The organism is Streptomyces sp. WZ-12, from assembly GCF_028898845.1.
Classification (GTDB): Bacteria; Actinomycetota; Actinomycetes; order Streptomycetales; family Streptomycetaceae; genus Streptomyces.
Genome location: NZ_CP118574.1, coordinates 7,685,684 through 7,710,036, shown reverse-complemented (window position 1 = coordinate 7,710,036; position 24,353 = coordinate 7,685,684). Strand labels below are relative to the sequence as shown.

Here is a 24,353-nt window from a genome sequence, read left to right as displayed (position 1 = left end):
CGCGGCGGGCGGTCGGCCGCCGGCGCTCAGGGCCCCTCTTGGCCGCTCCCCTGGGGGCCGTAGAGCTCCAGGAGGCGGGTGCGGGTGCCGTGGAGGCGTTCGGCGACGGTCTCCGCGACGTAGCGGTAGACGGCGCGGCCCAGGACGGCGTCGTCCGCGCAGAGGCCGCGGACGACGGCCGCGTCGAATTCGAGCGCCTCGACGGGGCCGAGGGTCTCCGCGCCGAGGTGCCAGAGGTAGGGCGGGAACAGCCAGGACCAGCCGAGGAGTTCGTCCCGGCCGAGGGTTTCGACGACGGCCGCGCGGCGACCGGGGACGCGCTGGTCGAGCGCGACCCGGCCGGAGCGGATGATCCAGAACCGCTCGGCGCGGCGGCCCTCCTCGAAGACGCGGGTGCCGCGGGGCAGCGACACGAGCCGGGCGAGCTCGGTCAGCCGTCGGCGCCGGTCGGGCGGCATCGCATCGAACAGGTGCTTCACCTTGGGCATCTCGCCCTCCGTCCACCACGTGGGATCACTTCAGAGCGTTCTGCACGATATGCGGAGGATGCGATGGATGCCGGGAATGGCCGACCCGGAACGCGGCAACCTGAGCGCCGTCCGGCCGTCCGGCCTCAGGCCATCTGACGGCGTACCAGGTCGTGCAGCCGGCCGCCGGTGTCGGCGAGGAGCTCGGCGGGGGTGCCCTGTTCGACGATCCGGCCATCGGCCATGACCAGGACCCGGTCGGCGTCCAGCACCGTGGAGAGGCGGTGCGCGATGACCACGCGGGAGGCGCTCAGCGCGCGGGTGCTGTCGATCACGATCCGCTGGGTCTCGTTGTCCAGGGCGCTGGTGGCCTCGTCGAAGAAGAGGATGCGCGGGCGGCGGACCAGCGCCTGGGCGATCATCAGCCGCTGCCGCTGGCCGCCGGAGATGGCGCCGCCGCCGGAGATCATGGTGTGCAGGCCCATCGGCATCCGCTTGATGTCCTCGGCCAACCCGGCCATCTCGGCGGCCGCCCAGACCTCTTCCTGGGTGAACGACTCGGCGCCGCTGATGCAGTCCAGGAGGGAGCCGGTGAGCGGCTGGGCGTTCTGGAGGACCACCCCGCACTGGCGGCGGACGGCGGCCTGGTCGAGCGCGCCGAGGTCCTGGCCGTCGTAGAGGACGCTGCCGAAGGAGGGGCGGTCGAAGCCGATCAGCAGGCGCAGCAGGGTCGATTTGCCGCAGCCGCTCGGGCCGACGATGGCGACGAACTCGCCGGGCCGCACCTGGAGGGAGACGTCGTCGAGGACCAGCGGGCCGTCCTCGCGGTAGCGGAAGGAGAGCCGGCGGGTCTCCAGGGCGCCGGAGAGCGCGCCCGGTTGGGAGCTGCCGCCGCGGACCTCGGGGGCCTCGTCCAGCACCGGCTTGATCTGCTCGAACATCGGCAGCGCCGCGGCGGCCTGGAGGAGCGCGCCGGTGATCTGGGTGACGGAGGTGAGCAGCATCGTCACCGAGGTGTTGAAGGTCAGGAAGGCGCCGGCGGAGAGGGTGCCGCGGGCCGGGCCGGCCAGCAGCATGAACAGCGCCAGGGAACAGACCGGCAGGTAGACGGCGTTGAGGACGGTGGTGAGGTTCTTGATCCGGCCGGCCCGCTGCTGGAGTTCCCGGGAGCGGGCGAACTCCCGCGCCCAGGCGGCGTAGGCGAAGGACTCCGCTGCCGCGACCCGCAGCTTGGGCAGGCCGCGCAGGGTCTGGAAGGCCCGGTTGTTGAGCTTGTTGCCGAGCACGATCAGGCGGCGCTGCCAGCGCAGTTCCCACAGGCCGAGGACGAGGAAGACCGCGCCGATGACGAGCAGCGCGGCGAGCGCGGCGAGCGCCAGCGGCACGCTGAAGAGGAGCAGCAGCACGAGGTTGATCGCACCGACCGTGCCGGCCTGGACGGCGACCGGTCCGACGCCGGCCAGGACCCGGCGGATGGTGCTGATCCCCATGGCGGCGCTGGCCAGTTCACCGGTGGAGCGGGCGGCGAAGAACTGGGTGGGCAGCCGCAACAGCCGGTCCCAGACGGCGGGTTGCAGGATGCTCTCGATCCGGCCCTCGACGCGCAGCACGGTGAGGTTCTGGAGCAGGGTGAAGGCGGCCGCGACGACGCTGGAGACGATGACGGCGAGCGCGACCTGGACGATCAGGTCGCGCTGGGCCGCCGGTACGTAGACGCCGAGGACCTTGCCGGTGGCGATCGGGACGAGGGCGCCGAGGGCGACCGTGACCAGTCCGGCCAGGGCGAGGTTGCGCAGGTCGGTGCGGGTGCCGCGGAGGCTGAAGCGCATCAGCCGCCACAGCGTCAACCGGCGCTCGGGCAGCGGCCGGTAGAACATCACCGCCTGCGGCTCGAACGCGTCGGCGTTGTCCTTGCCGATCCGGATCCGCAGCCCGGAGGCCGGGTTGACCGCTTCGTAGCGGCCGCGCCGCCACAGCAGCGCCACGGGGGCGCCGGACTTGGCGCGGTGGCCGACCAGGGGGCCGGCGTCGGAGCGCCACCAGCGGCCGTCGAGGCGGACGGCGCGGGTGCGTATCCGGGAGGCGAGGGCGATCCGCTCGACGGGGCTGACCCGGTCACCGGCCGCGGCGCCCTTGGGCGGTTCGGTGAGGGTGATCCCGGCGGCGCCGGCGACCTGTTGGCAGACCGCGAAGGTCAGGTCGTCACCGGCCCGGTCGCGCCCCGCGGCGGTGCGGGGGCCGCGCTCCTTGCCGATGGAGGCCAACAGCGCCTGGTCGGCGCGCTCGCGGACGGCCTCGCCGGCCTTGATGCCGGCGGCCGCCCGGTCCTCGTGGGCCCGCTCCTCCTGCTCGATCCAGCGGTCGACGGCGGACAGCAGCCGGTACTGCTGGTTGACCATGCGCTGCCACAGCGCGGCGTCGACGAGCAGATCGGCGGCGGCCTCGGCGCCGTAGGAGGCGCCGTAGTGGACGCTGCCGGGTGGCACCGGCATCCACAGCACGTCGTCGTCGGCCACCGCCTCGTCGCTGGGCCGGCCGTCCAACGGGGCCTCGAAGAGCACGCCCAGCCCGCGGGCGGTGCCGAGCGCGAAGGCGTGTTCCAAAGGGGTGGCGACCGGCGTCCCATAGGGGTCGTCGTATCCGTACGCGTGGGGGTCGCCGCCGTGGTCGGGGCGGGGCAGTTCGCGCAGCGCGATCCGGCGCAGGCCGCAGTCGCCCGACGGGCGGCCGACGAGGGTGTGTTGGGGGCCCTGGACGGGCCCGAGCAGCAGGGTGCCGGCTTCGAGGCGGCCGAGGAAGTGCCAGTGGCCTTCTTGCGCGGCGTCGACCGCGAACAGGTCGAGGGCGCCGCTGGTGACCAACCACAGGACGTGCGGGCCTTCGAGCGGGACGTTGCGCAGCCCGGTGCAGTCGACGGGGGTGCCGAGGGCGCCCAGGGCGTGGCTGACGGCATCGGCACCGGGGGCGGCGGCCGGTTCCGCGGGCGGCGGCACGCCGGGTCCGGCGTCCGGGGACGGGTAGGCGGAGGCCACGTCAGTGCTCCTTGACCAACTGGGCGTAGGTGCCCCCGGCGGCGACCAGTTCCTCGTGCCGGCCGCGTTCGACGATGGTGCCGTGGTCCAGGACCACGATCTCGTCGCTGTCGCGGACGGTGCTCAGCCGGTGGGCGATGATGACGCAGGCGCAGCCGCGGCGCCGCAGGTTGTCCATGATGACCGCCTCGGTCCCGGCGTCCAGGGCGCTGGTGACCTCGTCGAGGACGAGGACGCTGGGGCGCCGGACCAGCGCCCGGGCGATCTCCAGGCGCTGCCGCTGCCCGCCGGAGAAGTTGCGGCCGTCCTGTTCGACGCGGCTGTGGATGCCGTCGGGGCGGCGGGCGATGACGTCGTCGTAGAGGGCGGCGTCCTGGAGGGCGGCGATCACCGCGTCGTCCGGTATGGAGGGGTCCCACAGGGCGACGTTGTCCCGCACGGTGCCCTCGAAGAGGAAGACGTCCTGGTCGACGAAGGAGACCGAGGCGGCCAGCGCGCTGCGCGGGATGTCGACGAGGCGCTGTCCGTCGATCCGGATGGTGCCCTCCCAGGGCGCGTAGAGGCCGGAGATCAGGCGGGAGACGGTGGACTTGCCGCTGCCGGAGCCGCCGACCAGGGCGACCTGCTGCCCCGGGCCGACGGAGAGCGAGAAGCCGGTCAGCAGCGGGGCGTCGAGCGGGCTGTAGCCGAAGGTGACGTCGTCGAGGGTGACATGGCCCTTGAGGCGGCGGGTGCCGGCGTCCGCGTCCGGGCGGGAGTAGTGGCTGTCGGCGGGGAAGCTCTCGACGTCCTTGAGGCGGGCGACGTCGGCGGCGAAGTCCTGGATGCGCCCGGCGACGCCGTTGAGGCGGGTGACGGGGGCGGTGAAGCGGGTCACCAGGGCCTGGAAGGCGACCAACAGGCCGATGGAGAGGTGGCCTTCGACGGCGCGCAGGCCGCCGATCCAGAGGATCAGGGCGCTGTTGAGGGTGGCGAGGGTGGGGGCGACGATCGCGAGCCAGGCGCTGGGGACGCCGAGCCGCTGCTGTACCTCCAGAGTGGTGGCGTGCTGGCCGGCCCAGCGGCGGAAGTAACCGTTCTCGCCCCCGGTGGCCTTCATCGTCTCGATGAGCGTGAGGCCGGTGTAGGAGGTGTTGGTGAGGCGGGCGGTGTCGGCGCGCAGCTTCTGGGTGTGGGTGGCGCGCAGCCGGACGACGATGCGCATGGCGACGACGTTGAGCAGGGCCAACAGCACGCCGATGACGGTGAGTTGGGGATCGTAGGTCCACAGCAGTACGGCGTAGAGGATGACGACCACGCCGTCGACGGCGGCCGCGGCCAGGTCGCGGGCGAGGGTCTCGGCGACCGCGTCGTTGGACTGGAGGCGTTGGACGAGGTCGGCGGGCGAGCGCTGGGCGAAGAAGGTGACCGGCAGCCGCAGCAGATGGCTCAGGAAGCGGGCGCTGCTGAGGGTGGAGGAGATGATCCGGCCGCGCAGCAGGTTCGCCTGTTGCAGGCCGGTGAGGACGGCGGCGAGCGCCACCATCGCGGCCATCGCGGCGAACAGCGGGCCCAACAGCGAGGTTTGGTTGCCGATCAGGAACATGTCGATGTAGGTGCGGCTGAGCGCGGGCACCGCGGCGCCGACGCCGACCAGCAGCAGGCTGGCGAGCAGGGCGGCCAGCAGGGTGCCGGTGGTGCCGCGCAGCCGGGCCGGCAGGGCGTGCAGGACGCTGGGGCGCCGGCCGCCCTTCTCGAACGCCTCGGAGGGTTCGAAGACCAGCACGACGCCGGTGAAGCTGGTGTCGAAGTCCTCCACGGGCACGAAGCGGCGGCCCTTGTCGGGGTCGTTGAGGTGGACACCGCGGCGGCCCAGGCGGCGGCCCATGCCGTCGTAGACGACGTAGTGGTTGAACTCCCAGAAGAGGATGGCCGGCGCCTGGACCTCGGCGAGCGCGACCGTCTCCATCTGCATGCCCTTGGCGGTCAGGCCGTAACTGCGGGCGGCCTTGAGGAGGTTGCTGGCGCGGGAGCCGTCGCGGGAGACGCCGCAGGCGATCCGCAGCTCCTCCAGCGGCACGTGCCGGCCGTAGTGGGCGAGCACCATCGCCAGGGAGGCGGCGCCGCACTCCACGGCTTCCATCTGGAGGACGGTGGAGGTGCGCACCGGCTTCTTCGCCTTGGGGGCGCGCTCCGGTGCCCTGCGGCGGCGGGCGGGCGTCGCGCCCTCGGGGCGGTGCCGGCCGCGGCCGGCGGGCGGGAGGTGCTGCGGGGGCGCCGCGGAGGCATCGGGGGCGGTCACGAGAGCAGCCAATCGATCGGGTGCTGCGCGGCCAGGTGGACGGCGGCGGTGGCCTGGGTCATGGAGTCGAGCGCGAAGGGTGGTCCGGTGGTGGTGGACCAGGCATAGCCGGAGGCCGTGTGCGCGGCGTCGAGGGTGACCCGTACGGCGACGGGCTGGCCGTCGCGGGAGAACTGCTCGGCGAGTTGGGCGCTGCCGAGGAACGCCGCGATCCGTTGCCGGGGCTGGGCTGCGCGGCCGATGGCGGCGACCCGGCCGCGCAGCACGCCGTAGCGCTGGGTGGGGACGGAGGCGACGGTGAGGTCGACGGGGGCCCCGACCGGGAGCGTGGCGGCGCTCTCGGCCGGGACGTACAGGGTGGCCGTCAGCGGGTCTTGGACGCCGGTGGTCCGCTCCACGGAGGCGAGGTCGGCGCCCGTGGTGACCACCGCGCCGATGCTGGCGTCCAAACTGGTCAACCGGCCGGCGGCGAGCGCGCGGACGACGGTGGCGGTGCCCTGCGCGGTGCGTATTCGGACCAACGGGGCGCCGGACGCGACCTGTTTGCCCTCCTCGGCGAGGACCGTGGTGACCTGGCCGGCGACCGGGCTCTGGAGGACGTAGCTGCCGTGGCCGTGGGTGAGGATGCCGGGGGCGCCGAGGGTGGCGGTGACCGTGCCGGTGATCGCCCAGACGGTCGCGGCGATCATGACGAGGACGGTGACGGTGAGCACCAACCAGCCCTGGGGGCGGGCGAAGCGCACCGGCAGGTCGAGTTCCTCGGGCGACTGCAGCTTGGAAAGGGCCTGTTGGCGGAATTGCACGACACTCTTCCCTCAACTGCCTGGGCTGGTACGGACGTACGAGAGTACGCCGCCGATGCGGAGGTCCGGCGGCGGGCCCCGGCGGTGGACAGCCGGGTGCCCCGGAATCCGGCCGGAGCCGGATTGTCCGGGGCACTCGGTGCGGCAGATCGGCAGGGAGGGGGCGCCGACTACCGTCGTGGCCGTTCGATGCCGGCCGTGCCGCGGGGCGGCACGTGATCGGCTGGATCAGAGACCGTTGGTCGCGCCGCCGACGAGGCCCTGCACGTCCAGGCCGGTGGTCTGCTGGACCAGGCCGGTGGCGTTGGCGACGGCGCCCGAGACGGGGGCGACGGAGTCCACGGTGCCGGTGACGCTGCTCAGGACGCCGCCGACGAGGCCACCGGACACGTTGTCCAGGTCGGCGTCGGAGATTTCCTGGGTCTGAACCTGGGCGTTGTTCATGGTGTTTCCCTTCAGACGGATCAATATCAAGAAAAACTGCGGACGAGCCATCTGGTGGCCGGCCCGGCCGCGGCCACGGTAGTGCGGGCCCCGATTTCGGGAAACCCCGGCGACTGCCGCGGTGCGATGGATCAAAGCATGCGGGCGGGTTGCGCTGCTAATCGGATGAGCGGTGATCCGGGCGCGACTGCCCGAATGAATTACCGGACGTGTACGTACGTCCATGGCTTGGGCGAGGCATCTTCACATCTCCTCCGGTTTCCTTTCCGCGGAATCGTCGTTGCGAGACGCACGGAATGGGGCATTCCGGAAGCCGTCCAGCGATCGACCGGACCGCACCCCGCCCCGAAACACCGGCGCGTGTGCCGGCTGCGCATTCGGTGTGCAGATTTCCTGAAGGCCGTCGAACTTAACGCCCGACTAGCGCGCCGCGACCCCGCGAAGTCCGCCGCGCGTTTCCGCAGTACGACCCGGGCGTGACGGAGGTTTTAACCGAACATGATTGCCCGTGACTTCCCGTGCGGTATTGACCGGAATCGTCACCGCTATCGCCCCGCCATTCCGATGGAAACGGATCGACCACTAGAGAACGGACATATTCGCATAACTGCGGTGACGGCGTTCGGCGACCGCACCGCGGTGGCGGCCGACCCCCACCCGGTGCACGGTGGGGAGGTGGATCCCGCGGCGGCCCTGGACCGGATCGCGTTCCTGCTGGAACGGCAGGGCGCGGTGACGTACCGCGTGCAGGCGTTCCGCACCGCGGCCGCCGTGCTCGACCAACTGCCCCCGGACGAGCTGCGCGAGCGCGCCGCGCGCGGAACGCTGGGACGCCTCAAGGGACTCGGCCCCAAGACGACCCGGGTCATCGCGGAGGCGCTCGCCGGGCAACGCCCCGCCTACCTCGCCGCGCTGGAGCAGGAGGCCGGCGGCCCGCTGGTCGAGGGCGGGCGGGGCCGGGCACTGCGGCGGGCGCTGCGCGGCGACTGTCATCTGCACTCGGACTGGTCGGACGGCGGCAGCCCGATCGCCGCGATGGCCCGGACCGCCCGCGACCTCGGCCACGCCTGGTGCGCGCTGACCGACCACTCCCCCCGGCTCACCGTCGCCCGCGGGCTGACCGCCGAACGGCTGCGCCGACAACTGGACGTGGTCGCGGAGCTCAACGAAGAACTGGCGCCGTTCCGACTGCTGACCGGGATCGAGTGCGACATCCTCGACGACGGCTCGCTCGACCAGGAACCGGAACTCCTGGACCGGCTCGACGTGGTCGTCGCCTCGGTCCACTCCACGCTCCGCATGGACCGGGGCCCGATGACCCGCCGGCTGCTGGCCGCGGTGCGCAATCCGCTGGTGGACGTCCTCGGCCACTGCACCGGCCGGCAGCTCACCGGCAAGGGCCGCCCGGAATCGGCGTTCGACGCCACGGAGGTCTTCGCGGCGTGCGCCGCGCACCGCACCGCGGTGGAGATCAACTGCCGCCCGGACCGCCTGGATCCACCCCGCCGACTGCTGCGTCAGGCCCTCGACGCCGGCGCCCTCTTCGCGATCGACAGCGACGCGCACGCCCCCGGCCAGCTCGACTGGCAGATCTACGGCTGCGCCCGCGCCGAGGAGTGCGGCGTCCCCGCCGGCCGCTCCCTCACCACCTGGACGGCCCGCCAACTGACGACCTGGACCAGGACCGGTCGCACCCCGCGCCGGGCCGACGCCTGAACCCCATCCCACGCGACGGGCAATGGGGCATCAACCCGCCCCGGACACGCCCGACTTCACCCCTCCTGCGCGGCGGCCGCCGTCCGCAGCGCCGCCAACACCGGCCGGAACAACGGATGTTCCTCCGCCCCGCGCCGCACCGCCGCGAAGACCCGACGGGTGGGCGCCACCCCGTCGACCGGCCGGACCACCACTCCGCCCAGGTCCATCCCGCGCAGCGCCGAGCGCGGCACCAGCGCGACCCCCGCGCCCGCCGACGCCAGCGCCACCACCGCCCGGAAGTCGTCGGAGAAGTGCGTCAGAAGCGGCCGGAACCCGGCGTACTCGCAGGCCAGGACGACCACGTCGTGGCAGGGGTTGCCCGAATAGGGGCCGATCCAGGGGGCCTTGGCCAGCGCGGACAGCGGCACCGCCGCCGCGTCGGCCAGCGCGTGGCCGGGCGGCAGCACCGCGTCGAACGGCTCCGCGTACAGCGGGACGCGGGTCAACCGGGGGTCGTCCGCGTCCGGCGCGCCCCGGTACTCGACGGCCACCGCCACATCGACCTGCCGGTCCAGCACCATCGGCAGGCTGGCGTCCCCCTCCGCGTCCCGCACCCGGACGTGGATGTCGGGCGCGGACGCGGCCAGTTCGGCGAGGGCCGGCGCGAGCACCAACCCGATGACGGTGGCGAACGCCGCGACCGTCACCGTGCCCCCCTCGCCCTTGTCGTAGGCGGCCAGCTCCGCCTCGGCGCGCTCCAACTGGGCCAGTACGGCGTTGGCGTGGCCGAGCAGGATGTCCCCCGCCGGCGTCAGTCGGACCCCGCGGGCGCCGCGCTCGACCAGCCGGTGGCCGGTCTCCTGCTCCAACGCGGCGAGCTGTTGGGAGACCGCCGACGGCGTGAGGTAGAGCGCGGCGGCCGCGGCGGTCACCGTGCGGTGGTCGGCCAGCGCCCGCAGGATGTGCAGCCGACGTGCTTCGATCATGGGTCCAGTTTCGCAGGGCACGGCCGGATCGTGCCCCGCGACCGCCCGGTCAGCTCTCCAGGGCCGCGCGGGCGGCCACGAAGGCGTCCACGACGCGGTGCACGTCCTCGGTGGAGTGGGCGGCGGAGAGCTGGACGCGGATCCGGGCCTGGCCCTGCGGAACCACGGGGTACGAGAAGCCGATCACGTACACCCCGCGCTCCAGCAGCAGCTCGGCCATCCGGCCCGCCTCGGCCGCGTCGCCGATCATCACCGGCGCGATGGGGTGCTCGCCGGGCAGGATCGCGAAGCCCTCCTCGGTCATCCGGGAGCGGAACAGTGCGGTGTTGGCGTGCAGCCGCTCGCGCAGGTCGCCCGCGGACTCCAGCAGGTCGAGGACCTTGAGGGAGGCGGCCGCGATCACCGGGGCCAGCGAGTTGGAGAACAGGTAGGGGCGGGAGCGCTGGCGCAGCAGTTCCACGATCTCGGCACGGGCCGCGACATAGCCGCCGGAGGCGCCGCCCAGCGCCTTGCCGAGGGTGCCGGTGATGATGTCGACCCGGTCCATCACCCCGCACAGCTCCGGGGTGCCGCGGCCGCCGGGGCCGACGAAGCCGACCGCGTGCGAGTCGTCGACCATGACCATCGCGCCGTAGCGGTCGGCCAGGTCGCAGATCTCCGCCAGCGGCGCCAGGTAACCGTCCATGGAGAACACGCCGTCGGTGACGATGAGGGTGCGCCGGGCGCCCTCCGCCTCCTTCAACTGGCGCTCCAGGTCGGCCAGATCGCGGTTGGCGTAGCGGAAGCGGCGGGCCTTGCTCAGCCGGATGCCGTCGATGATGGAGGCGTGGTTGAGGGCGTCGGAGATGACCGCGTCCTCCGGGCCGAGCAGGGTCTCGAAGACGCCGCCGTTGGCGTCGAAGCAGGAGGAGTAGAGGATCGTGTCCTCCTGGCCGAGGAAGTGGGCGATCCGGCGCTCCAGTTCCTTGTGCACCTCCTGCGTGCCGCAGATGAAGCGGACCGAGGCCAGGCCGTAGCCCCAGCGGTCCAGGGCCTCGTGGGCGGCGGCGATGACCTCGGGGTGGTCGGCCAGGCCGAGGTAGTTGTTGGCGCAGAAGTTGAGGACCTCGCCGGGCTGGCCGCCGGCGGTGACGCCCACGGTGGCGGACTGCGGCGTGCCGATCACCCGCTCCGGCTTGTGCAGTCCGGCGGCGCGGATCTCGTCGAGGGTGACGCGCAGGTCGTCGCGTACGGCGTCGAACATGAAAGGGGTCTCCTTTTGGGGTGCGGGCGGGCGCTCGGGAAATTCCGGGAGCGAGGGTCAGGCGCTCCAGTCGAGGATGACCTTGCCGCCCTGGCCGCTGGCCGCGTCGGCGAAGGCGGCGTCGAACTCCTGGTAGGGGTAACGGCCGGTGATCACGGGCGAGAGGTCGAGGCCGCCCTCCAGCAGCACGGACATCGCGTACCAGGTCTCGAACATCTCCCGGCCGTAGATGCCCTTGATCGTGATCATCGAGGTGACGATCCGGGACCAGTCGACGGCGAACTCCTCGGAGGGCAGCCCGAGGACGGCGATCCGGCCGCCGTGCGTCAGGTTGTCGATCATGTCGCGCATGGCCTCGGGCCGGCCGGACATCTCCAGGCCGACGTCGAAGCCCTCGCGCAGGCCCAGTTCGCGCTGACCGTCCTCGATGGAGCCGCGGGCGACGTTGAGGGCGAGGCTCACGCCGACCTTGCGCGCCAGCTCCAGGCGCTGCTCGCTGACGTCGGTGATCACCACGTTGCGGGCGCCGGCGTGCCGGGCGACCGCCGCCGCCATGATGCCGATCGGCCCGGCCCCGGTGATCAACACGTCCTCGCCGACCAGCGGGAAGGAGAGCGCGGTGTGCACGGCGTTGCCGAACGGGTCGAAGATCGCGGCGATGTCCAGGTCGACCGGGACCCGGTGCACCCAGACATTGGTCGCGGGCAGCGCCACGTACTCGGCGAACGCGCCGTTCCGGCCGACGCCCAGGCCGACCGTGGCGCGGCACAGGTGGCGGCGGCCGGCCAGGCAGTTGCGACAACTGCCGCAGACCAGGTGGCCCTCGCCGCTGACCAGATCGCCGGCCTTGATTTCGGCCACGTCCCGGCCGGTCTCGACGACCTCGCCGACGAACTCGTGGCCGACGGTCAGCGGCGCACTGACCGCCTGCTGCGCCCAGCCGTCCCAGGCGCGGATGTGCAGATCGGTGCCGCAGATACCGGTCCGCAACACCTTGATCAGCACATCACCGGGGCCGATCTCCGGCTCCGGCACGTCGACCAGCCAGAGTCCCGGCTCCGCCTTCTCCTTGACCAGTGCCTTCACCGCAACGACTCCCGTTAGAAAGAGATGACTGGAGCGACCTCACCGGGCCCGATCCGGCCCACCGCCCTCTGGCCAGAAATCTTCCGTATGACGCCCCGTCCGGTCCATCGAGGTTTTCTTAACCGCGCCCTCAGCTCCCCTTCAGGCCCGCCCGCGGCCGAGGTTCCGGGCGTCGACATCCGACCGCCCAACCCACCCCCGTCCCAAGGGACTTGCCCTCAGCCCGGCGGCGCCCCCGGTGCCGTCACCGTGAACAGCCCGCCGTCCGGATCCCGCACCATCGCCTGACTGCCCGACCCGTCCCGGGTCGCGGTCACCGGGGTGACGGTCCCGCCGGCCGCCACCGCCGCCTCGGTCGCCCGCCGCACGTCGTCCACCCGGAAGTGCACATGCCACTGCGGCCGCACCCGCGGGTCCGGGGCGGCCTCCACCCCGCCGCCGCGCAGCACCGCCACCACATGCGTCCCGTCGTGCACGATGACCTCGTCGTGCTCGTACGTCACCTGGCAGCCGCCGGGCCGATCCGTCGCCCAGTCGAAGACCTCGGCGTAGAAGATGGCCGCGGCGAACGCGTCCCTGGTCCGCAGCTCCAGGATCGCCGGCGCGTGGCCCGTGCCCACCGACCAGGCCAGCGTCTGTCCCTCCCAGAAGCCGAAGGTGGCACCGTCCCGGTCCGCGGCGAGCGCGGCCCGCCCGGGGCCGAGCTTGAGCGGCCCGACCGCGACGGTGGCGCCGCGCTCGCGGATCCGGCCGGCGGTGTCGTCGGCGCGCTCCACCGCGAAGTACGCGGTCCAGGACACCGGCACCTGGAAGCTCTGCACCAGCGCCCCGACCCCGGCGACCGGCTCCCCGTCGAGCATCGCGACCGCGAACTCCTCGCCGAGTGTGGCCGGCCGGAACCGCCAGCCCAACACCGCGCCGTAGAAGCTCTCCGCGGCCCGCAGGTCGTGCGTCAGCAGGCTGACCCAGCAGGGCGCTCCGCGCACCGGCGAGGTCGGGCATGGGGACGGCATCGGCATCTGCCTCCTGTCGCTCGGGCCGGTCCGACGGGTGAGCGTGGATCAGCCCGCGCTGGTCGGCGGGGATCGCGGCGGGTCCTCGGCGCCCTCACCCCACTGTGCCAGCGACCGCCCGCCCCCGCAGGTCGCCCGCCCGGGGCAGGGTCGGTTGTGCTGCCGATGACCGGGCTCGATCCTGGAGGTACCGAACCGGGCTGGATTGATGCCATGAACGCGTGGACGGCGGCGACGAGCGCCGACTTCCGTGGGCCCCTCGACGTCACCAGGGCGGCCACGGCGGTGCTGGATGCCCGGGGGCTGGTGATCGGCTGGAGCGCGGCGGCCCGGCAACTGCTGGGCTACGCGCCGGAGGAGATCATCGGCCGGCCGGCCGCCACCTTCCTCCCGGAGCCGGACCTGCCCCCGGCGGGCGACCGCCCGACCACGGGGATGGCCACCATCGCGACGTGGTCCGCGCGGCACGCGGACGGTCACCGGCTGCCGGTCGCCCTCACGATGTGCCCGCTGGCCGATGCGCTGCCGGGCGTCGCGCCCGGCCCGGCCCGGGTGCTGGTCGCCACGGCGCTGGGCGACCTGCGGGCGTGGGAGTCGCGGCAGGCGATGCTGCACGGGCTGGCCACCCAGTCACCGGTGGGCCTGGCGATCTACGACGACGCTCTCCGGCTGACGTGGTTCAACGCCTCGTACGGGCAGGAGATCGGGCTGCCGCTGCGGGAGTTGATCGGCAAGCGGGCGGACGAGCTGTATCCGGGCACGTTCGTGACGGAGGGGTATCCCAGGACGCTGGACTCGGTGATGCGTCATGTGCTGGCGACCGGGCAGCCGTTCCTCGATCTGCACTTCGTCGGCGAGCAGCCCACCGACCCGGGCACCGAGCACGTCTGGTCCTGCTCGTACTACCGGTTGCAGGATCCGGACGGGCGGGTGTTGGGGGTCTGCGAGGACTCCTTCGACATCACCGACCGCTATCAGGCACAGCGCCGGTTGAACCTCCTGGTGGAGGCCGGCCGGAAGATCGGCACCACGTTGGACATGGTCGGCACCGCCCGGGAGATCACCGAGGTCGCGGTGCCCGACTTCGCGGCCGCGGTCACCGTCGACCTGCTGGGTTCGGTGCTGGCGGGCGGCGATCCGGAGCCGGGCGCGTCCGGGGTGCCGGAGCTGGTCCGGGTTGCCGCGCGCTCCTGCGGCGACCCGCCGGACCGGCCGCCGCGCCCGCCGTACCCGATCTCCTACGAGCCGGGCACCCTCCAGTACCGGAGCCTGTCGTCGGGCGGGATGATCCGCGCGGAGCGGACGATGGTGATGCCGCTGCGGGCCGGCGGCGCCTCGATGGGGCTGGTCACCTTCGACCGCGCGGACTCCCCGGCGGTCTTCGACGGCGGCGAGATCGACCTGGCCGACGAGTTGGTGATCCGGGCCGCCGTGGCGATGGACAACGCCCGCCGGTTCACCCGCGAACACGCCGCGGCCCTGACCCTCCAGCGCGATCTGCTGCCCCAGCACCTGCCGCCGCAGTCCGCGGTCGACATGGCCTACCGGTATCTGCCCAGCGACGACCGCGCCGGAGTGGGCGGCGACTGGTTCGACGTGATCGGGCTGTCCGGCACCCGGGTCGGGCTGGTGGTGGGGGACGTCGTCGGGCACGGCCTCCAGGCCGCGGCCACCATGGGCCGGCTGCGGACGACGGTGCGGGCGCTGGCGCGGCTGGACCTGGCGCCCGACGAGCTGCTGAGCAGGCTGGACGACCTGGTGGGGCAGACCCCCGAGGAGCGCGCGGCCGGAGCCGGCGCGGAGCCCGGCCCGGACGACGTGGCCACGGGGGTGACCTGCCTGTACGCGGTGTACGACCCGGTGTCCCGGCACTGCACGATGGCCCGGGCCGGGCATCCGCCGCCGGCGGTCGTGCACCCGACGGGCGAGGTGTCGTTCCCGGACCTGCCGGCCGGCCCGCCGCTGGGGCTGGGCGGTCTGCCGTTCGAGTCCTGGCAGACCGAGCTGCCGGTGGGCAGCCTGCTGGCCCTGTTCACCAACGGGCTGGTCCAGGGCCGCAACGGGGACGTCGACGCCGGGCTGGCGATCCTGGGCGACGTCCTGCGGGAGCACCGCCGGCCGCTGGCGGACCTGTGTGACCGGGCGCTGGCCGCGCTGCTGCCGGACGGTGCGGCGCCCGACGACGCGGCGCTGCTGCTGGTGCGGACCCGGGAGCTGGACACCCGGCAGGTGGCCGCCTGGGAGCTGCCCGCCGAGCCCGCCGCGGTCGGCACCGCGCGGGAGCTGGCCACCCGACAGCTCGCGCAGTGGGACCTGACGGAACTGTCGTACGCGACCGAGCTGGTGGTCAGCGAGCTGGTCACCAATGCGGTGCGGCACGCCGCCGGCCCGGTGCACCTGCGGCTGCTGCGGGACCTGGCGCTGGTCACGGAGGTCTCCGACACCGGTCACACCTCCCCGCACCTGCGGCACAGCGCGCTCGACGACGAGGGCGGACGGGGGCTGTTCATCGTCGCGCAGTTGGTGCAGCGCTGGGGGACGCGCTACACGCCGTACGGCAAGACGATCTGGGCGGAGCAGGCGTTCCCGCCGCGCTACCCGGGGGCTCCGCGGCCGGTGGGCTGAGGCGGCAACCCGGTGTACGCCGTGCGGGTCGCCGGGGCCGGTCCCATGATGGAAACCAGCGAGGTCCCGGCACTCGGCGGGCGCGGACAGAGGAGGACCTGTGACGACCAATGGCAGGAAGACCCCGGCCGAGCAGCGGCCGTCGGAGCTGTACACCGGTAGCGAGCGGCCCTTCGACGCGGAGGACCTGGTCAGGGCGTCCGGACGGGAGCCCACCCCGCAGAGCCTGGCATGGGCGCAGCGCCTGATCGAGGAGAAGGGCCGGGCCGCCATCGAGCGCTACCTGCCGTAACGGCGGTTCCGCCACGACATCAGTAACGGCCTGGGTGCGGCGGCGCCCGGGCCGTGGCGTACGGGGCGAACGGCCGGCGGCTAACCTCTGCGCGCATGACCATCGATCGGAGAGATCCGCCCCGGTGCGCCGGTGAGCGGGAGACGCTGCGCGCCTATCTCGACTACCACCGCGCCACGTTGGCGCGGAAGACCGAGGGCCTGACCGACGCCCAGTTGCGGCGGCGGTCCATGCCGCCGTCGACGCTGTCCCTGCTCGGCCTGGTGCGTCATCTGGCCGAGGTGGAGCGGGCCTGGTTCCGCCGGACGCTGGCCGGTGAGGACGTGCCGCTGGTCTGGTCCCAAGAGGTGGACTTCCAGGCGGCGTTCGACGATGCGGAGGGCACCGGGGCGGCGGCCTTCGCCGCCTGGCAGGCGGAGGTGGCCCACTCCCGGCGCATCGAGGAGGCCGCCGCGTCGCTCGACGTGACCGTCCACCAACCCCGTTGGGGCGAGGACGTCTCGCTCCGCCTGATCATGCTGCACATGATCCACGAGTACGCGCGCCACAACGGCCACGCCGACTTCCTCCGCGAGGGCATCGACGGGTCCGTCGGCCCCTGAGACGTTCGGCCGGGGACCGTCCAACCACCGCCGACCGCAAGGGAGTTGCGGGAACTCCACCCACTGGTGCAGCCAACGCGAAGGTCCCCTTCCCATTCGGGAAGGGGACCTTCTCTTGAGCGCCCGGCCGGCCTTGCACCTGCATCTCCCACCGGTTGGTGGACGTCTTTCCTTGGACCACAGACGCGCGACTCCCGCCCGTAGGACCGGAGTTGCACCATGATCATAGCGGACTGCGGAGGGCCCGGACGCCATGGCGGACGCGGCCCGCACGCCCGTCCCGGCCCGCGCCCGGCCCCGCACGGCAGACTTCCGGCCGATCATGACGGAAAAGTCCCCCTGCGCGGCATCCCGTGACGGAGGGCCCCGGACGGGGTGCGATCGTGGCACCTCGATCCGTGGCAGGCCGCCGGGGCCTGTGATGACGAGGAGGAACAGGCATGGCTGCGCCGAGTGAACGGCCCGACGGGCGGGGACGGGCCCGCGACCCGCTGCCGGACGACACGCTTCCGCTGCGCCTGTCCGCCCCGCGCACACCGTCGGCCGTCCTGCCCGGCGACGGCGAGCAGCACGCTCCCCCGCCGCCCGCGGGGGCCGAACCCGAACCGAAGGGCGGCGCCGGCCGGTTGGCCAAGTCCAGCGCGCTGATGGCGGCCGGCACGATCGTGTCCCGGATCACCGGCTTCCTGCGCACCCTGGTCATGGCGGCCGCGATCGGCGTCAGCACGCTCAGCGACTCCTATCAGGTCGCCAACGTCCTGCCGACGATGATCTACGTGCTGGTCGGCGGCGGGGCGCTGAACGCCGTGTTCGTACCGCAGTTGGTGCGCGCGATGAAGCGGGACGAGGACGGCGGCGAGGCGTACGCCAACCGGCTGCTGACGCTGGTCGCCGTGGCCCTGGCCGGCGCCACCGTGGTCTGCGTGCTGGGCGCTCCCCTGCTGGTGCGCACCTTGTCGCCGGACATCGCCGGCGACCCGTCGCGGATGGCGCTCACCGTCGCCTTCGCCCGGTACTGCCTGCCCACCATGTTCTTCATGGGCGTCCACGTCGTGCTGGGGCAGATCCTCAACGCCCGCGGCCGGTTCGGCGCGATGATGTGGACGCCGGTCCTCAACAACGTCGTCACCATCGCCACGTTCGCCACCTTCATCTGGGCGTTCGGCGGCTTCACCGACTCCGGCGTCAGCCCGTCGACCGTCACCCCCGAAGGCGTCCGACTGCTGGGCCTGGGCACCCTGCTCGGCCTGGTCGTCCAGGCGCTGGCCATGCTGCCCTATCTCCGGGACGCCGGCGTCCGGCTCCGCCCGCGCTTCGACTTCCGCGGACAGGGCCTGGGCAAGGCCATGGGGTTGGCCAAGTGGACGCTGCTGTTCGTGCTCGCCAACCAGATCGGCATGACCGTCGTCACCCAGCTCGCCACCAAGGCGGGCGCCGCCGCCGAGCGCGCCGGCCACACCGGCGCCGGCTTCACCTCGTACACCTACGCGTACCAGATCTGGCAGATGCCGCAGGCCATCATCACCGTGTCGGTGATGACCGCGGTGCTGCCGCGGATCTCCCGCGCGGCCCAGGAGGACGACACCGCCGCCGTCCGCGACGACCTCTCCTACGGCCTGCGGACCTCCGCCGTCGCCATCGTGCCGTGCGCCTTCGCCTTCCTGGCCCTGGGCGTCCCGATGGCCGGCCTGCTCTACGCCAGTTCCGGCACCGAGGGCGCGCAGAGCATCGGCCACGCGCTGATGGCGTTCGGCCTCGGCCTGATCCCGTACTCCGCGCAGTACGTCGTGCTGCGCGGCTTCTACGCCTACGAGGACACCCGCACGCCCTTCTCCAACACCGTCGTCGTCGCCCTCGTCAACGCCGTGGCCTCCTGGCTGTGTTCCGCCCTGCTCCCGGCACAGTGGGCGGTCACCGGCATGGCCGCCTCGTACGGGTTGGGGTTCGCCGTGGGCATCGCCGTGGCCTGGCGCCGGTTGCGCAACCGGCTCGGCGGTGAGCTGGACGGCCGCCGGGTGCTGCGCACCTACGCCCGGCTGAGCGCCGCGGCCGCGCCGGCCGCGCTCGCCGCCGGCGTCCTGGCCACCGTGCTGCGCCACACGGTGGGCGGCGACGCCCTGGGGTCCCTGGTCGCGCTACTGGCCGGCGCCGTCGTGCTGTTGGGCGGTTTCCTGCTCCTGGCCCGCCTGTTCCGGGTGCCCGAGCTCGACGCGATGCTCGCCATGGTGCGCGGTCGTCTGGGCCGCTGAACTCCCGGGCCCGGGCGGCCCGTTGGGCCCGGGCCCGGGCAGCCCGCTCACACCTCCGTCTTGATCTTCTTCATGGTCAGATGGGACTCCACCCGCAGGACGCCGCGCAGCCCGGTGAGCTTGCGGGTGAGGAACTCTTCGTAGGCGGCGTGATCGGCGACCGAGACGCGCAGGAAGTAGTCGGGGCGGCCGAAGAACCGGCGCAGTTCGACGACTTCTTCGTAGGACGCCACGGTGTTCTCGAAGTCCTCGACTGTCTTGCGGTCGGTGGCGTACACCTCGACGTCGACCAGGACCTCCAGGCCGCGACCGACCGCCGCGGGATCGATGACGGCCCGGTAGCCGGCGATGACGCCGGCCTCCTCCAGGCGCTTGACCCGCCGCAGGCACGGCGGCGGCGTCAGCCCGACCCGCTTGGCCAGTTCGACGTTGGTCAGCCGTCCGTCCTGCTGAAGGAGAAACAAAATTTCGCGATCAATGGCATCCAGGTCGATTCCCTTACCCATAGGGCGATCATAGGGCCACTATCGGCAACCAAATAAGATCGAATTCGATCTAAAATTGCGACATGGCAATACCCCCGGCCGCCGTCGACGGTCCCCCCAGGACCGATCCCCTCGTAGCCCCCGCTCCCCCGCCCGCAACGCCCGCCCCGTTCCGGGCCGCCGTCCAGGACTCCGCGTCCGTGGGCCTGGCGCTCGTGCCGCTCGGCCTCGCCTTCGGCGTGCTCGTCACACACTCCGGGCTGGCCTGGTGGTGGGCGACCCTGTTCACCACCCTGATCTACGCCGGCTCGTTCGAGTTCCTGCTCATCGGCCTGGTGACCGCCGTCGCCCCTCTGGCGACGGTCGCGCTGACCGCCTTTCTGGTCAACATCCGGCACGTCTTCTACACCCTGTCGTTCCCCCTGCACCGGGTGCGCGGTCGCCTGGCGAAGACCTACAGCACCTTCGCCCTCACCGACGAGACGTACGCGCTGACCACCACGGAGCGGGCCCGCTCCTGGCCCAGCGGCCGGATCCTCTGGCTCCAGTTCCTGCTGCACGTGTACTGGGCCGGCAGTGCCACCGTCGGCGCCCTGCTCGGCTCGTTGATCCCCGCGGGCGTCCGGGGGCTGGACTTCTCGCTGACCGCGCTGTTCACCGTGTTGGCCCTGGACGCCATCCGCGGGCGCCGCGGCGATCTGCCCACGCCCGCCCTCGCCCTGCTCAGCGCCCTGGCCGCCCGCCTCGCCTTCCCGGACCAGATGCTGCCGGCCGCCTTCGTCCTGTTCACCGTCGGCCTCCTGGTCCGACACCTCATCGCCCGCAGGAAGCCCGCCCATGCCTGACACCCCGTACCTGATCGCCGCGGTGGTCGTCTCCGCCGCGGTCACCTGGGCCCTGCGCGCCCTGCCGTTCGCCGCCCTGGCGCCGCTGCGGGCGAGCAAGACCGTGCAGTACCTCAGCAGCCGGATGCCGGCCGGCGTCATGGTCATCCTGGTCGTCTACGCCCTGCGCGACCTCCCGGTGACCCAACCGCGCGCGCTCGCCCCGCTCGCGGCCCTGGCGGTCACCATCGGCCTCCATCTCTGGCGCCGCAACGCCCTGTTGAGCATCCTCGGCGGCACCGCCGTCCATGTGGCCCTCGCCAGCACGGTCTTCGCACCCTGAGCCCGACGGCCCGGCCGCACCCGGGGCACACTGCTGGACGAGCGGATGGCCGCGACCAGCGGCGGGTGGATGCCCAACGCGGTCGGCGCGGGCGGTCTCGGGGCGGCGGCGGAGCAACTGGCGTTGATGGGGCCGGACCTTCCGGTGATCGTCAACGCCGTGCCGTCCACCGCCGGGCCCTCAGGTGCCGTCGGCGACCAGGTCGGGGGTGAGGGCGGCGAGGTCCGGGGCACCCACCAGGGCCATGGCGTGGGCCAGTTCCGCGGTGAGGTCGGTGAGCAGCCGTTGCACGCCGGACGCCCCGTCGACGGTCAGCGCCCACAGGGCCGGCCGCCCGACGAACACCGCGGTGGCGCCGAGCGCGAGGGCGAGGAGCGCGTGCCGGCCGGTGCGCAGACCGCCGTCGACGTAGAGTTCGGCGCCGCTGCCGGCCAGCGCCTCGGCGACCGGGCGCAGGGCCCGGGCGGTGGGGACGGCGCCGTCCAGCTGTCGCCCGCCGTGGTTGGAGACCCAGATCGCGGCGGCGCCGGCGGCCAGGCAGGTGCGCGCGTCGTCGGGCCGCAGCACCCCCTTGACCACCACCGGGAGCCCCGTGGTGGTGCGCAGCCAGTCGATGGTGGCGGGCGTCAGGTCGGCCGCCTTGTCCCAGCGCCAGTCGTCGAGCTCCCGGCGGTCGATGTTGGCCAGCAGGTGTTCCGGCGGAACGGTGTCCCAGACGCTCGGCCCGGTGCCGAACTTCTGCCCGACGACGGGGGTGTCCGCGGTCAGCACCACGGCCCGCGCCCCGGCCTCCTTGGCGCGCTCCAGCAACTCCGCCGTCAGCCGCCGGTCCTTGAGGACGTACGCCTGCACCCACCACGGGGCGGGGCCCGCCAGGGCGGCGAACGGCACGCCCGCGTTGCCGGTGACGCAGGTCAGCGAGCCGGCGGCGGCGGTGCCGTGCACCATGGCGACCTCGCCCTCCGGGTGCGCCTGGCGTTGCAGCGTCGTCGGGGCGACCAGGATCGGGGTGTCAACGTCCGCACCCAGGACGGACGTTGACGTGACGACGGCGCTGACGTCCCGCAGGACGCGGGGCAGCAGCCGCGGCTCGTCCCAGCACGCCGCGGCCTCCGCGGCCGACAGACCGGCGCCGGCGCCCTGCCGGAAGTAGGCCAGCACGGGGGCCGGCAGCCGCCACTCCGCCTCGCGCTCCCACTCCTCAACGCGCCGCATGCCGGCGCCAGTTCCCCTCGTCCCCGACGAAGGTGACCGTCTCGTCGAGGGGCGCCCGGTCAACGCGGACGGCCCCCACGGCCGGGTCCTCGTAGCCGATCGACAGTCCGCAGAACAGGACCAGCCCGTCCGGCGGCGAGACGACCTCGGCAACCGAGCTGCGGTACACCGACCAGGCCACCTGCGCGCAACTGTGCAACCCCTCGGCGCGGAGCAGCAGCATCACGCTCTGGAGGTACATGCCGAGGTCGGCCCATTGGGTCGCCCCCAGGTCGCGGTCGATGTAGCAGAACAGCGCGGCGGGGGCGCCGAAGCAGTCCCAGTTCCTGGCCACCTCCCGCCGGCGGGCCGCCGCGTCGTCCCGCGGGATGCCGAGCGCGCCGTACCGCTGGTCGGCGGCGGCCGATCGGCGTTCCTGGTAAGGGGACTTGAGCGCGGCCGGATACATCTCGTACTCGCGCGCGTCGCCGGGGTCCCCCGCGGCCACCCGCTCGGCGGTGCGCTTCTTGAGCGCGGCCAGCGGGGCGCCCGTCACCACATAGCTGTGCCACGGCTGGAGGTTGGCGCCGGACGGCGTGCGGGCCGCGGCGGACAGCACGCGCGCCAGTACCTGCCGTGGCACGGGCCGGGCGGTGAAGCCGCGCACCGACCGCCGGCTGTCCACCGCTTCGTAGACGTCCACGCCCAACGACCTCCCACGGAAGCTCACTTCGCCATGCGACACCCGAAGGCACCGGGGCGTCCACCGTAGACGGCCGGGAATAGCCGGTGCCGGGCGGCCCGTTGCCACGGCATGACTGCTACCCCTTTCGACCCGCGCGCACTGCTCGCGGAGAGCCGGCTCGGCGTGCTGGCCACGATCAAGTCCGACGGCCGCCCCCAGCTCTCCCCCGTCCTGCCGTTCTACGACCGGGCGGCCGACGTCCTCTATGTGTCGATGACCGAGGGGCGGGCCAAGACGGCCAATCTGCGCCGGGATCCGCGGGCCGCGCTGGAGGTCACCAGCCCCGACGGCCGGGCCTGGGCCACCGCCGAGGGCACCGCCACTCTCGTCGGACCGGGCGCCGACCCGAAGGCCCCCGAGGTCGAGGCGCTGGTGGAGTACTACCGCCGCGCCAGCGGGGAGCACCCGGACTGGGACGAGTACCGCACGGTGATGGTCTCCGACCGGCGGGTACTGATGACGATGTCGGTGGATCACGTGTACGGCGCCTCGCTGCGCTGAGGGAGGCCGCGCGTCCGCTCCGTGCCGGCCGGGCAGCCATCTCCCCGTCGCCGTACGGCCGTTGGGGCACCGCGGTCGTGCGGGCCCCGGCCGGCCGGAGGGCGTACGGCGCCTCGGCGTGGGCACGAGAGTGATATCAAGGGCAGAGGTTGCCACTATCATCCAAAAGCGGTAATGGCCCTAGACCATCCCAACGCATAAGATCTGCGGCATGGCGACTGCCTGCGTCCCGGACGCCACCGCCGAGGCCAATCGCGCGATACGCGAATTCATGGCCGCCCGTACCGGTCGGCCGTTATGGCCCGAGGAACAGGAACAGTACGAGCAACTGCTCGCCACCTGGGCGGAGTCCGTGCGCACACGGACCCTCTCGATCTGACGGTCGAGACTTTCGCCCCCTGGATGGCGCGCTAGGGGAGGCGATCCACGACGCCACACCTCATACGTCCGCATCTGCGCGGTAAACCCGTCCATGCCGCCCTGACCACCACGCCCCGGGAGGGGCGGTGGTCAGGGCGGCGCTCCGGTGCCCGGACGGCCGCTGTGGTCAGCCCAGTTCGAGGCTGGTCACGCCGAAGGTGCGCCCGGCGGCCACCGGCGGGACGGAGCCGGTGTACATCCGGATGGTGTGCGAACGGGGCGTCAGGCCGCGGTCGGTGGCCAACGTGCGGGCTACGGCGTTGGGTTCGGGGATGTCGAGGGTGACCTCGTCGGCGGGGTCGAGCTGCGCGGTGAGGGCGTCGAAGAGGGCCTCGGCGGTCGCCGGGGTGTCGGCGAAGAGCGGGCCGACGCGGTAGCCGGACCGGGCCGGGCGGAGCACGCCGTACCCGACGACCTCGCCGTCGCGCAGGTGAACCCGGGCGGTGCGGCCGGGGGTGGTCAACCAGCGGGTGACGAACTCCCGCCGGTCCGCGGGGAAGCAGCGGCGGTCGAAGGCGGCGATCGCGTCGTGGTGGGCGGCGGTCACCGGGTGGGTGTCCGGGGAGGGGCGGGCGCCGGGCGTGGGGCGGCCGGTGTAGCGGAGGGTGTCATGCGCGGCGGTGAAGCCCGCGCGCCGGTAGGTGGCCTCCTGGGCGGGGACCGCGTCCAGGCCGACGGTCCGGGCGCCGACGTGCGGGAAGGCGGCGCGCCAGGTGGCCAGCCCCAGGCCCTGGCCGCGGAGGCCGGGGGCGACGAGGTAGAAGCCCAGGAAGGCGTACGCGTCCGAGTAGTTGACGAGGGAGAGCGCCGAGACGGTGCGCTCGCCGCGGCGGCCGAGGAAGAAGCCGGCGGGGTCAGCGGCGTGGAAGCTGCTGATGTCGTCGTCGCCGGGGTTCCAGCCCTCCTCGGCGGTCCAGCCGACGACCTCGTGCCAGCGCTCCAACGGGGCGGCGGTGACGGTGAGTTCGCCGTCCGGGGCGGCGGTCCCGGTCGGGGCGGTGGTGGTCGGTCGCATCGGGG

General features: G+C 73.2%; 22 protein-coding genes. 9 read left to right on the top strand and 13 right to left on the bottom strand.

The annotated features are described in order from the left end of the window. Window positions 1-26 precede the first annotated feature (26 nt). The 5 genes from PV796_RS33720 to PV796_RS33700 form a co-directional block, all read right to left on the bottom strand. A complete protein-coding gene (locus PV796_RS33720) occupies window positions 27-488 on the bottom strand; it encodes a cyclic nucleotide-binding domain-containing protein (protein WP_274917508.1) in 462 nt (153 codons plus the stop codon). A 125-nt stretch (window positions 489-613) separates the two neighbouring features. Beyond that, a complete protein-coding gene (locus PV796_RS33715) occupies window positions 614-3,460 on the bottom strand; it encodes an NHLP bacteriocin export ABC transporter permease/ATPase subunit (RefSeq protein ID WP_274919344.1) in 2,847 nt (948 codons plus the stop codon). A 40-nt stretch (window positions 3,461-3,500) separates the two neighbouring features. Then, on the bottom strand, window positions 3,501-5,780 hold the full coding sequence (locus tag PV796_RS33710; protein ID WP_274917507.1) for an NHLP family bacteriocin export ABC transporter peptidase/permease/ATPase subunit: 2,280 nt from the start codon (window positions 5,778-5,780) through the stop codon (window positions 3,501-3,503). Next, window positions 5,777-6,583 carry an HlyD family efflux transporter periplasmic adaptor subunit gene (locus PV796_RS33705; RefSeq protein ID WP_274917506.1) on the bottom strand — a complete coding sequence of 269 codons (807 nt, stop codon included), beginning with the start codon at window positions 6,581-6,583 and terminating at the stop codon, window positions 5,777-5,779. The genes PV796_RS33710 and PV796_RS33705 overlap by 4 nt, the downstream gene beginning before the upstream one ends. A 228-nt stretch (window positions 6,584-6,811) precedes the next feature. Further along, on the bottom strand, window positions 6,812-7,027 hold the full coding sequence (locus PV796_RS33700) for a type A2 lantipeptide (RefSeq protein ID WP_274917504.1): 216 nt from the start codon (window positions 7,025-7,027) through the stop codon (window positions 6,812-6,814). 675 nt (window positions 7,028-7,702) lie between these two features. Here PV796_RS33700 and PV796_RS33695 point away from each other — a divergent pair. After that, window positions 7,703-8,743, top strand: coding sequence for a PHP domain-containing protein (locus PV796_RS33695; protein ID WP_274919343.1), 1,041 nt, complete (start codon window positions 7,703-7,705; stop codon window positions 8,741-8,743). A gap of 56 nt (window positions 8,744-8,799) precedes the next feature. On the opposite strand, the gene PV796_RS33690 is transcribed toward PV796_RS33695, so the two are convergent. The 4 genes from PV796_RS33690 to PV796_RS33675 all read right to left on the bottom strand — a co-directional run bounded on the left by PV796_RS33690 (window position 8,800) and on the right by PV796_RS33675 (window position 13,053). Further along, a complete protein-coding gene (locus PV796_RS33690; RefSeq protein WP_274917503.1) occupies window positions 8,800-9,711 on the bottom strand; it encodes a LysR family transcriptional regulator in 912 nt (303 codons plus the stop codon). Window positions 9,712-9,760: 49 nt separating this feature from the next. Next, window positions 9,761-10,954, bottom strand: a complete 1,194-nt coding sequence (locus tag PV796_RS33685) for a glycine C-acetyltransferase (protein ID WP_274917502.1) — start codon at window positions 10,952-10,954, stop codon at window positions 9,761-9,763. Window positions 10,955-11,011: 57 nt separating this feature from the next. Further along, complete coding sequence (gene tdh / locus PV796_RS33680) at window positions 11,012-12,040, bottom strand: L-threonine 3-dehydrogenase (RefSeq protein WP_274917501.1); 1,029 nt, start codon at window positions 12,038-12,040, stop codon at window positions 11,012-11,014. A 218-nt stretch (window positions 12,041-12,258) separates the two neighbouring features. Next, window positions 12,259-13,053 carry a VOC family protein gene (locus tag PV796_RS33675; RefSeq protein WP_274917500.1) on the bottom strand — a complete coding sequence of 265 codons (795 nt, stop codon included), beginning with the start codon at window positions 13,051-13,053 and terminating at the stop codon, window positions 12,259-12,261. A gap of 213 nt (window positions 13,054-13,266) precedes the next feature. On the opposite strand from PV796_RS33675, the gene PV796_RS33670 reads away from it, so the two are divergent. The 4 genes from PV796_RS33670 to murJ all read left to right on the top strand — a co-directional run bounded on the left by PV796_RS33670 (window position 13,267) and on the right by murJ (window position 18,821). Continuing rightward, window positions 13,267-15,678, top strand: a complete 2,412-nt coding sequence (locus tag PV796_RS33670; protein WP_274917498.1) for a SpoIIE family protein phosphatase — start codon at window positions 13,267-13,269, stop codon at window positions 15,676-15,678. A gap of 100 nt (window positions 15,679-15,778) precedes the next feature. Further along, window positions 15,779-15,970 (top strand): hypothetical protein, encoded by a 192-nt coding sequence (locus PV796_RS33665; RefSeq protein ID WP_274917496.1) that lies wholly within the window; start codon window positions 15,779-15,781, stop codon window positions 15,968-15,970. Window positions 15,971-16,065: 95 nt separating this feature from the next. Further along, complete coding sequence (locus tag PV796_RS33660; protein WP_274917494.1) at window positions 16,066-16,572, top strand: DinB family protein; 507 nt, start codon at window positions 16,066-16,068, stop codon at window positions 16,570-16,572. Window positions 16,573-17,012: 440 nt separating this feature from the next. Continuing rightward, window positions 17,013-18,821, top strand: coding sequence for a murein biosynthesis integral membrane protein MurJ (murJ, locus tag PV796_RS33655; RefSeq protein WP_274917493.1), 1,809 nt, complete (start codon window positions 17,013-17,015; stop codon window positions 18,819-18,821). Window positions 18,822-18,868: 47 nt separating this feature from the next. Here the strand turns inward: murJ and PV796_RS33650 are convergent, their stop codons facing one another. Then, window positions 18,869-19,327, bottom strand: a complete 459-nt coding sequence (locus tag PV796_RS33650) for an Lrp/AsnC family transcriptional regulator (protein ID WP_274917492.1) — start codon at window positions 19,325-19,327, stop codon at window positions 18,869-18,871. A 179-nt stretch (window positions 19,328-19,506) separates the two neighbouring features. Here PV796_RS33650 and PV796_RS33645 point away from each other — a divergent pair, with 179 nt between their 5' ends. Together PV796_RS33645 and PV796_RS33640 are read left to right on the top strand one after the other, a co-directional pair. Next, entirely contained in the window at window positions 19,507-20,151 is a 645-nt protein-coding gene (locus PV796_RS33645) for an AzlC family ABC transporter permease (RefSeq protein ID WP_342456971.1), read from the top strand. Beyond that, a complete protein-coding gene (locus PV796_RS33640; RefSeq protein WP_274917490.1) occupies window positions 20,144-20,473 on the top strand; it encodes a branched-chain amino acid transporter permease in 330 nt (109 codons plus the stop codon). The genes PV796_RS33645 and PV796_RS33640 overlap by 8 nt, the downstream gene beginning before the upstream one ends. A gap of 180 nt (window positions 20,474-20,653) precedes the next feature. Here PV796_RS33640 and PV796_RS33635 read toward each other — a convergent pair whose 3' ends face one another. Together PV796_RS33635 and PV796_RS33630 are read right to left on the bottom strand one after the other, a co-directional pair. Continuing rightward, entirely contained in the window at window positions 20,654-21,688 is a 1,035-nt protein-coding gene (locus PV796_RS33635; protein WP_274917489.1) for an alpha-hydroxy acid oxidase, read from the bottom strand. Then, window positions 21,675-22,370, bottom strand: a complete 696-nt coding sequence (locus tag PV796_RS33630) for a nitroreductase (RefSeq protein ID WP_274917488.1) — start codon at window positions 22,368-22,370, stop codon at window positions 21,675-21,677. The genes PV796_RS33635 and PV796_RS33630 overlap by 14 nt, the downstream gene beginning before the upstream one ends. Window positions 22,371-22,481: 111 nt before the next feature. On the opposite strand from PV796_RS33630, the gene PV796_RS33625 reads away from it, so the two are divergent. Together PV796_RS33625 and PV796_RS33620 are read left to right on the top strand one after the other, a co-directional pair. Next, window positions 22,482-22,913 (top strand): PPOX class F420-dependent oxidoreductase, encoded by a 432-nt coding sequence (locus PV796_RS33625; protein ID WP_274917487.1) that lies wholly within the window; start codon window positions 22,482-22,484, stop codon window positions 22,911-22,913. Window positions 22,914-23,124: 211 nt separating this feature from the next. Next, window positions 23,125-23,292, top strand: a complete 168-nt coding sequence (locus tag PV796_RS33620; protein ID WP_274917486.1) for a hypothetical protein — start codon at window positions 23,125-23,127, stop codon at window positions 23,290-23,292. A gap of 168 nt (window positions 23,293-23,460) precedes the next feature. On the opposite strand, the gene PV796_RS33615 is transcribed toward PV796_RS33620, so the two are convergent. Next, on the bottom strand, window positions 23,461-24,348 hold the full coding sequence (locus PV796_RS33615; protein WP_274917485.1) for a GNAT family N-acetyltransferase: 888 nt from the start codon (window positions 24,346-24,348) through the stop codon (window positions 23,461-23,463). Between the last annotated feature and the right edge of the window lie 5 nt (window positions 24,349-24,353).

Excerpts from the sequence above, each read along its gene's own strand:
- PV796_RS33720 (WP_274917508.1), bottom strand. The coding sequence starts at position 488 with ATGCCCAAGGTGAAGCACCTGTTCGATGCGATGCCGCCCGACCGGCGC.
- PV796_RS33700 (WP_274917504.1), bottom strand. The coding sequence starts at position 7,027 with ATGAACAACGCCCAGGTTCAGACCCAGGAAATCTCCGACGCCGACCTG.
- PV796_RS33690 (WP_274917503.1), bottom strand. The coding sequence starts at position 9,711 with ATGATCGAAGCACGTCGGCTGCACATCCTGCGGGCGCTGGCCGACCAC.
- PV796_RS33685 (WP_274917502.1), bottom strand. The coding sequence starts at position 10,954 with ATGTTCGACGCCGTACGCGACGACCTGCGCGTCACCCTCGACGAGATC.
- PV796_RS33675 (WP_274917500.1), bottom strand. The coding sequence starts at position 13,053 with ATGCCGTCCCCATGCCCGACCTCGCCGGTGCGCGGAGCGCCCTGCTGG.
- PV796_RS33670 (WP_274917498.1), top strand. The coding sequence starts at position 13,267 with ATGAACGCGTGGACGGCGGCGACGAGCGCCGACTTCCGTGGGCCCCTC.
- PV796_RS33660 (WP_274917494.1), top strand. The coding sequence starts at position 16,066 with ATGACCATCGATCGGAGAGATCCGCCCCGGTGCGCCGGTGAGCGGGAG.
- murJ (WP_274917493.1), top strand. The coding sequence starts at position 17,013 with ATGGCTGCGCCGAGTGAACGGCCCGACGGGCGGGGACGGGCCCGCGAC.
- PV796_RS33650 (WP_274917492.1), bottom strand. The coding sequence starts at position 19,327 with ATGGGTAAGGGAATCGACCTGGATGCCATTGATCGCGAAATTTTGTTT.
- PV796_RS33640 (WP_274917490.1), top strand. The coding sequence starts at position 20,144 with ATGCCTGACACCCCGTACCTGATCGCCGCGGTGGTCGTCTCCGCCGCG.
- PV796_RS33635 (WP_274917489.1), bottom strand. The coding sequence starts at position 21,688 with ATGCGGCGCGTTGAGGAGTGGGAGCGCGAGGCGGAGTGGCGGCTGCCG.
- PV796_RS33625 (WP_274917487.1), top strand. The coding sequence starts at position 22,482 with ATGACTGCTACCCCTTTCGACCCGCGCGCACTGCTCGCGGAGAGCCGG.
- PV796_RS33620 (WP_274917486.1), top strand. The coding sequence starts at position 23,125 with ATGGCGACTGCCTGCGTCCCGGACGCCACCGCCGAGGCCAATCGCGCG.
- PV796_RS33615 (WP_274917485.1), bottom strand. The coding sequence starts at position 24,348 with ATGCGACCGACCACCACCGCCCCGACCGGGACCGCCGCCCCGGACGGC.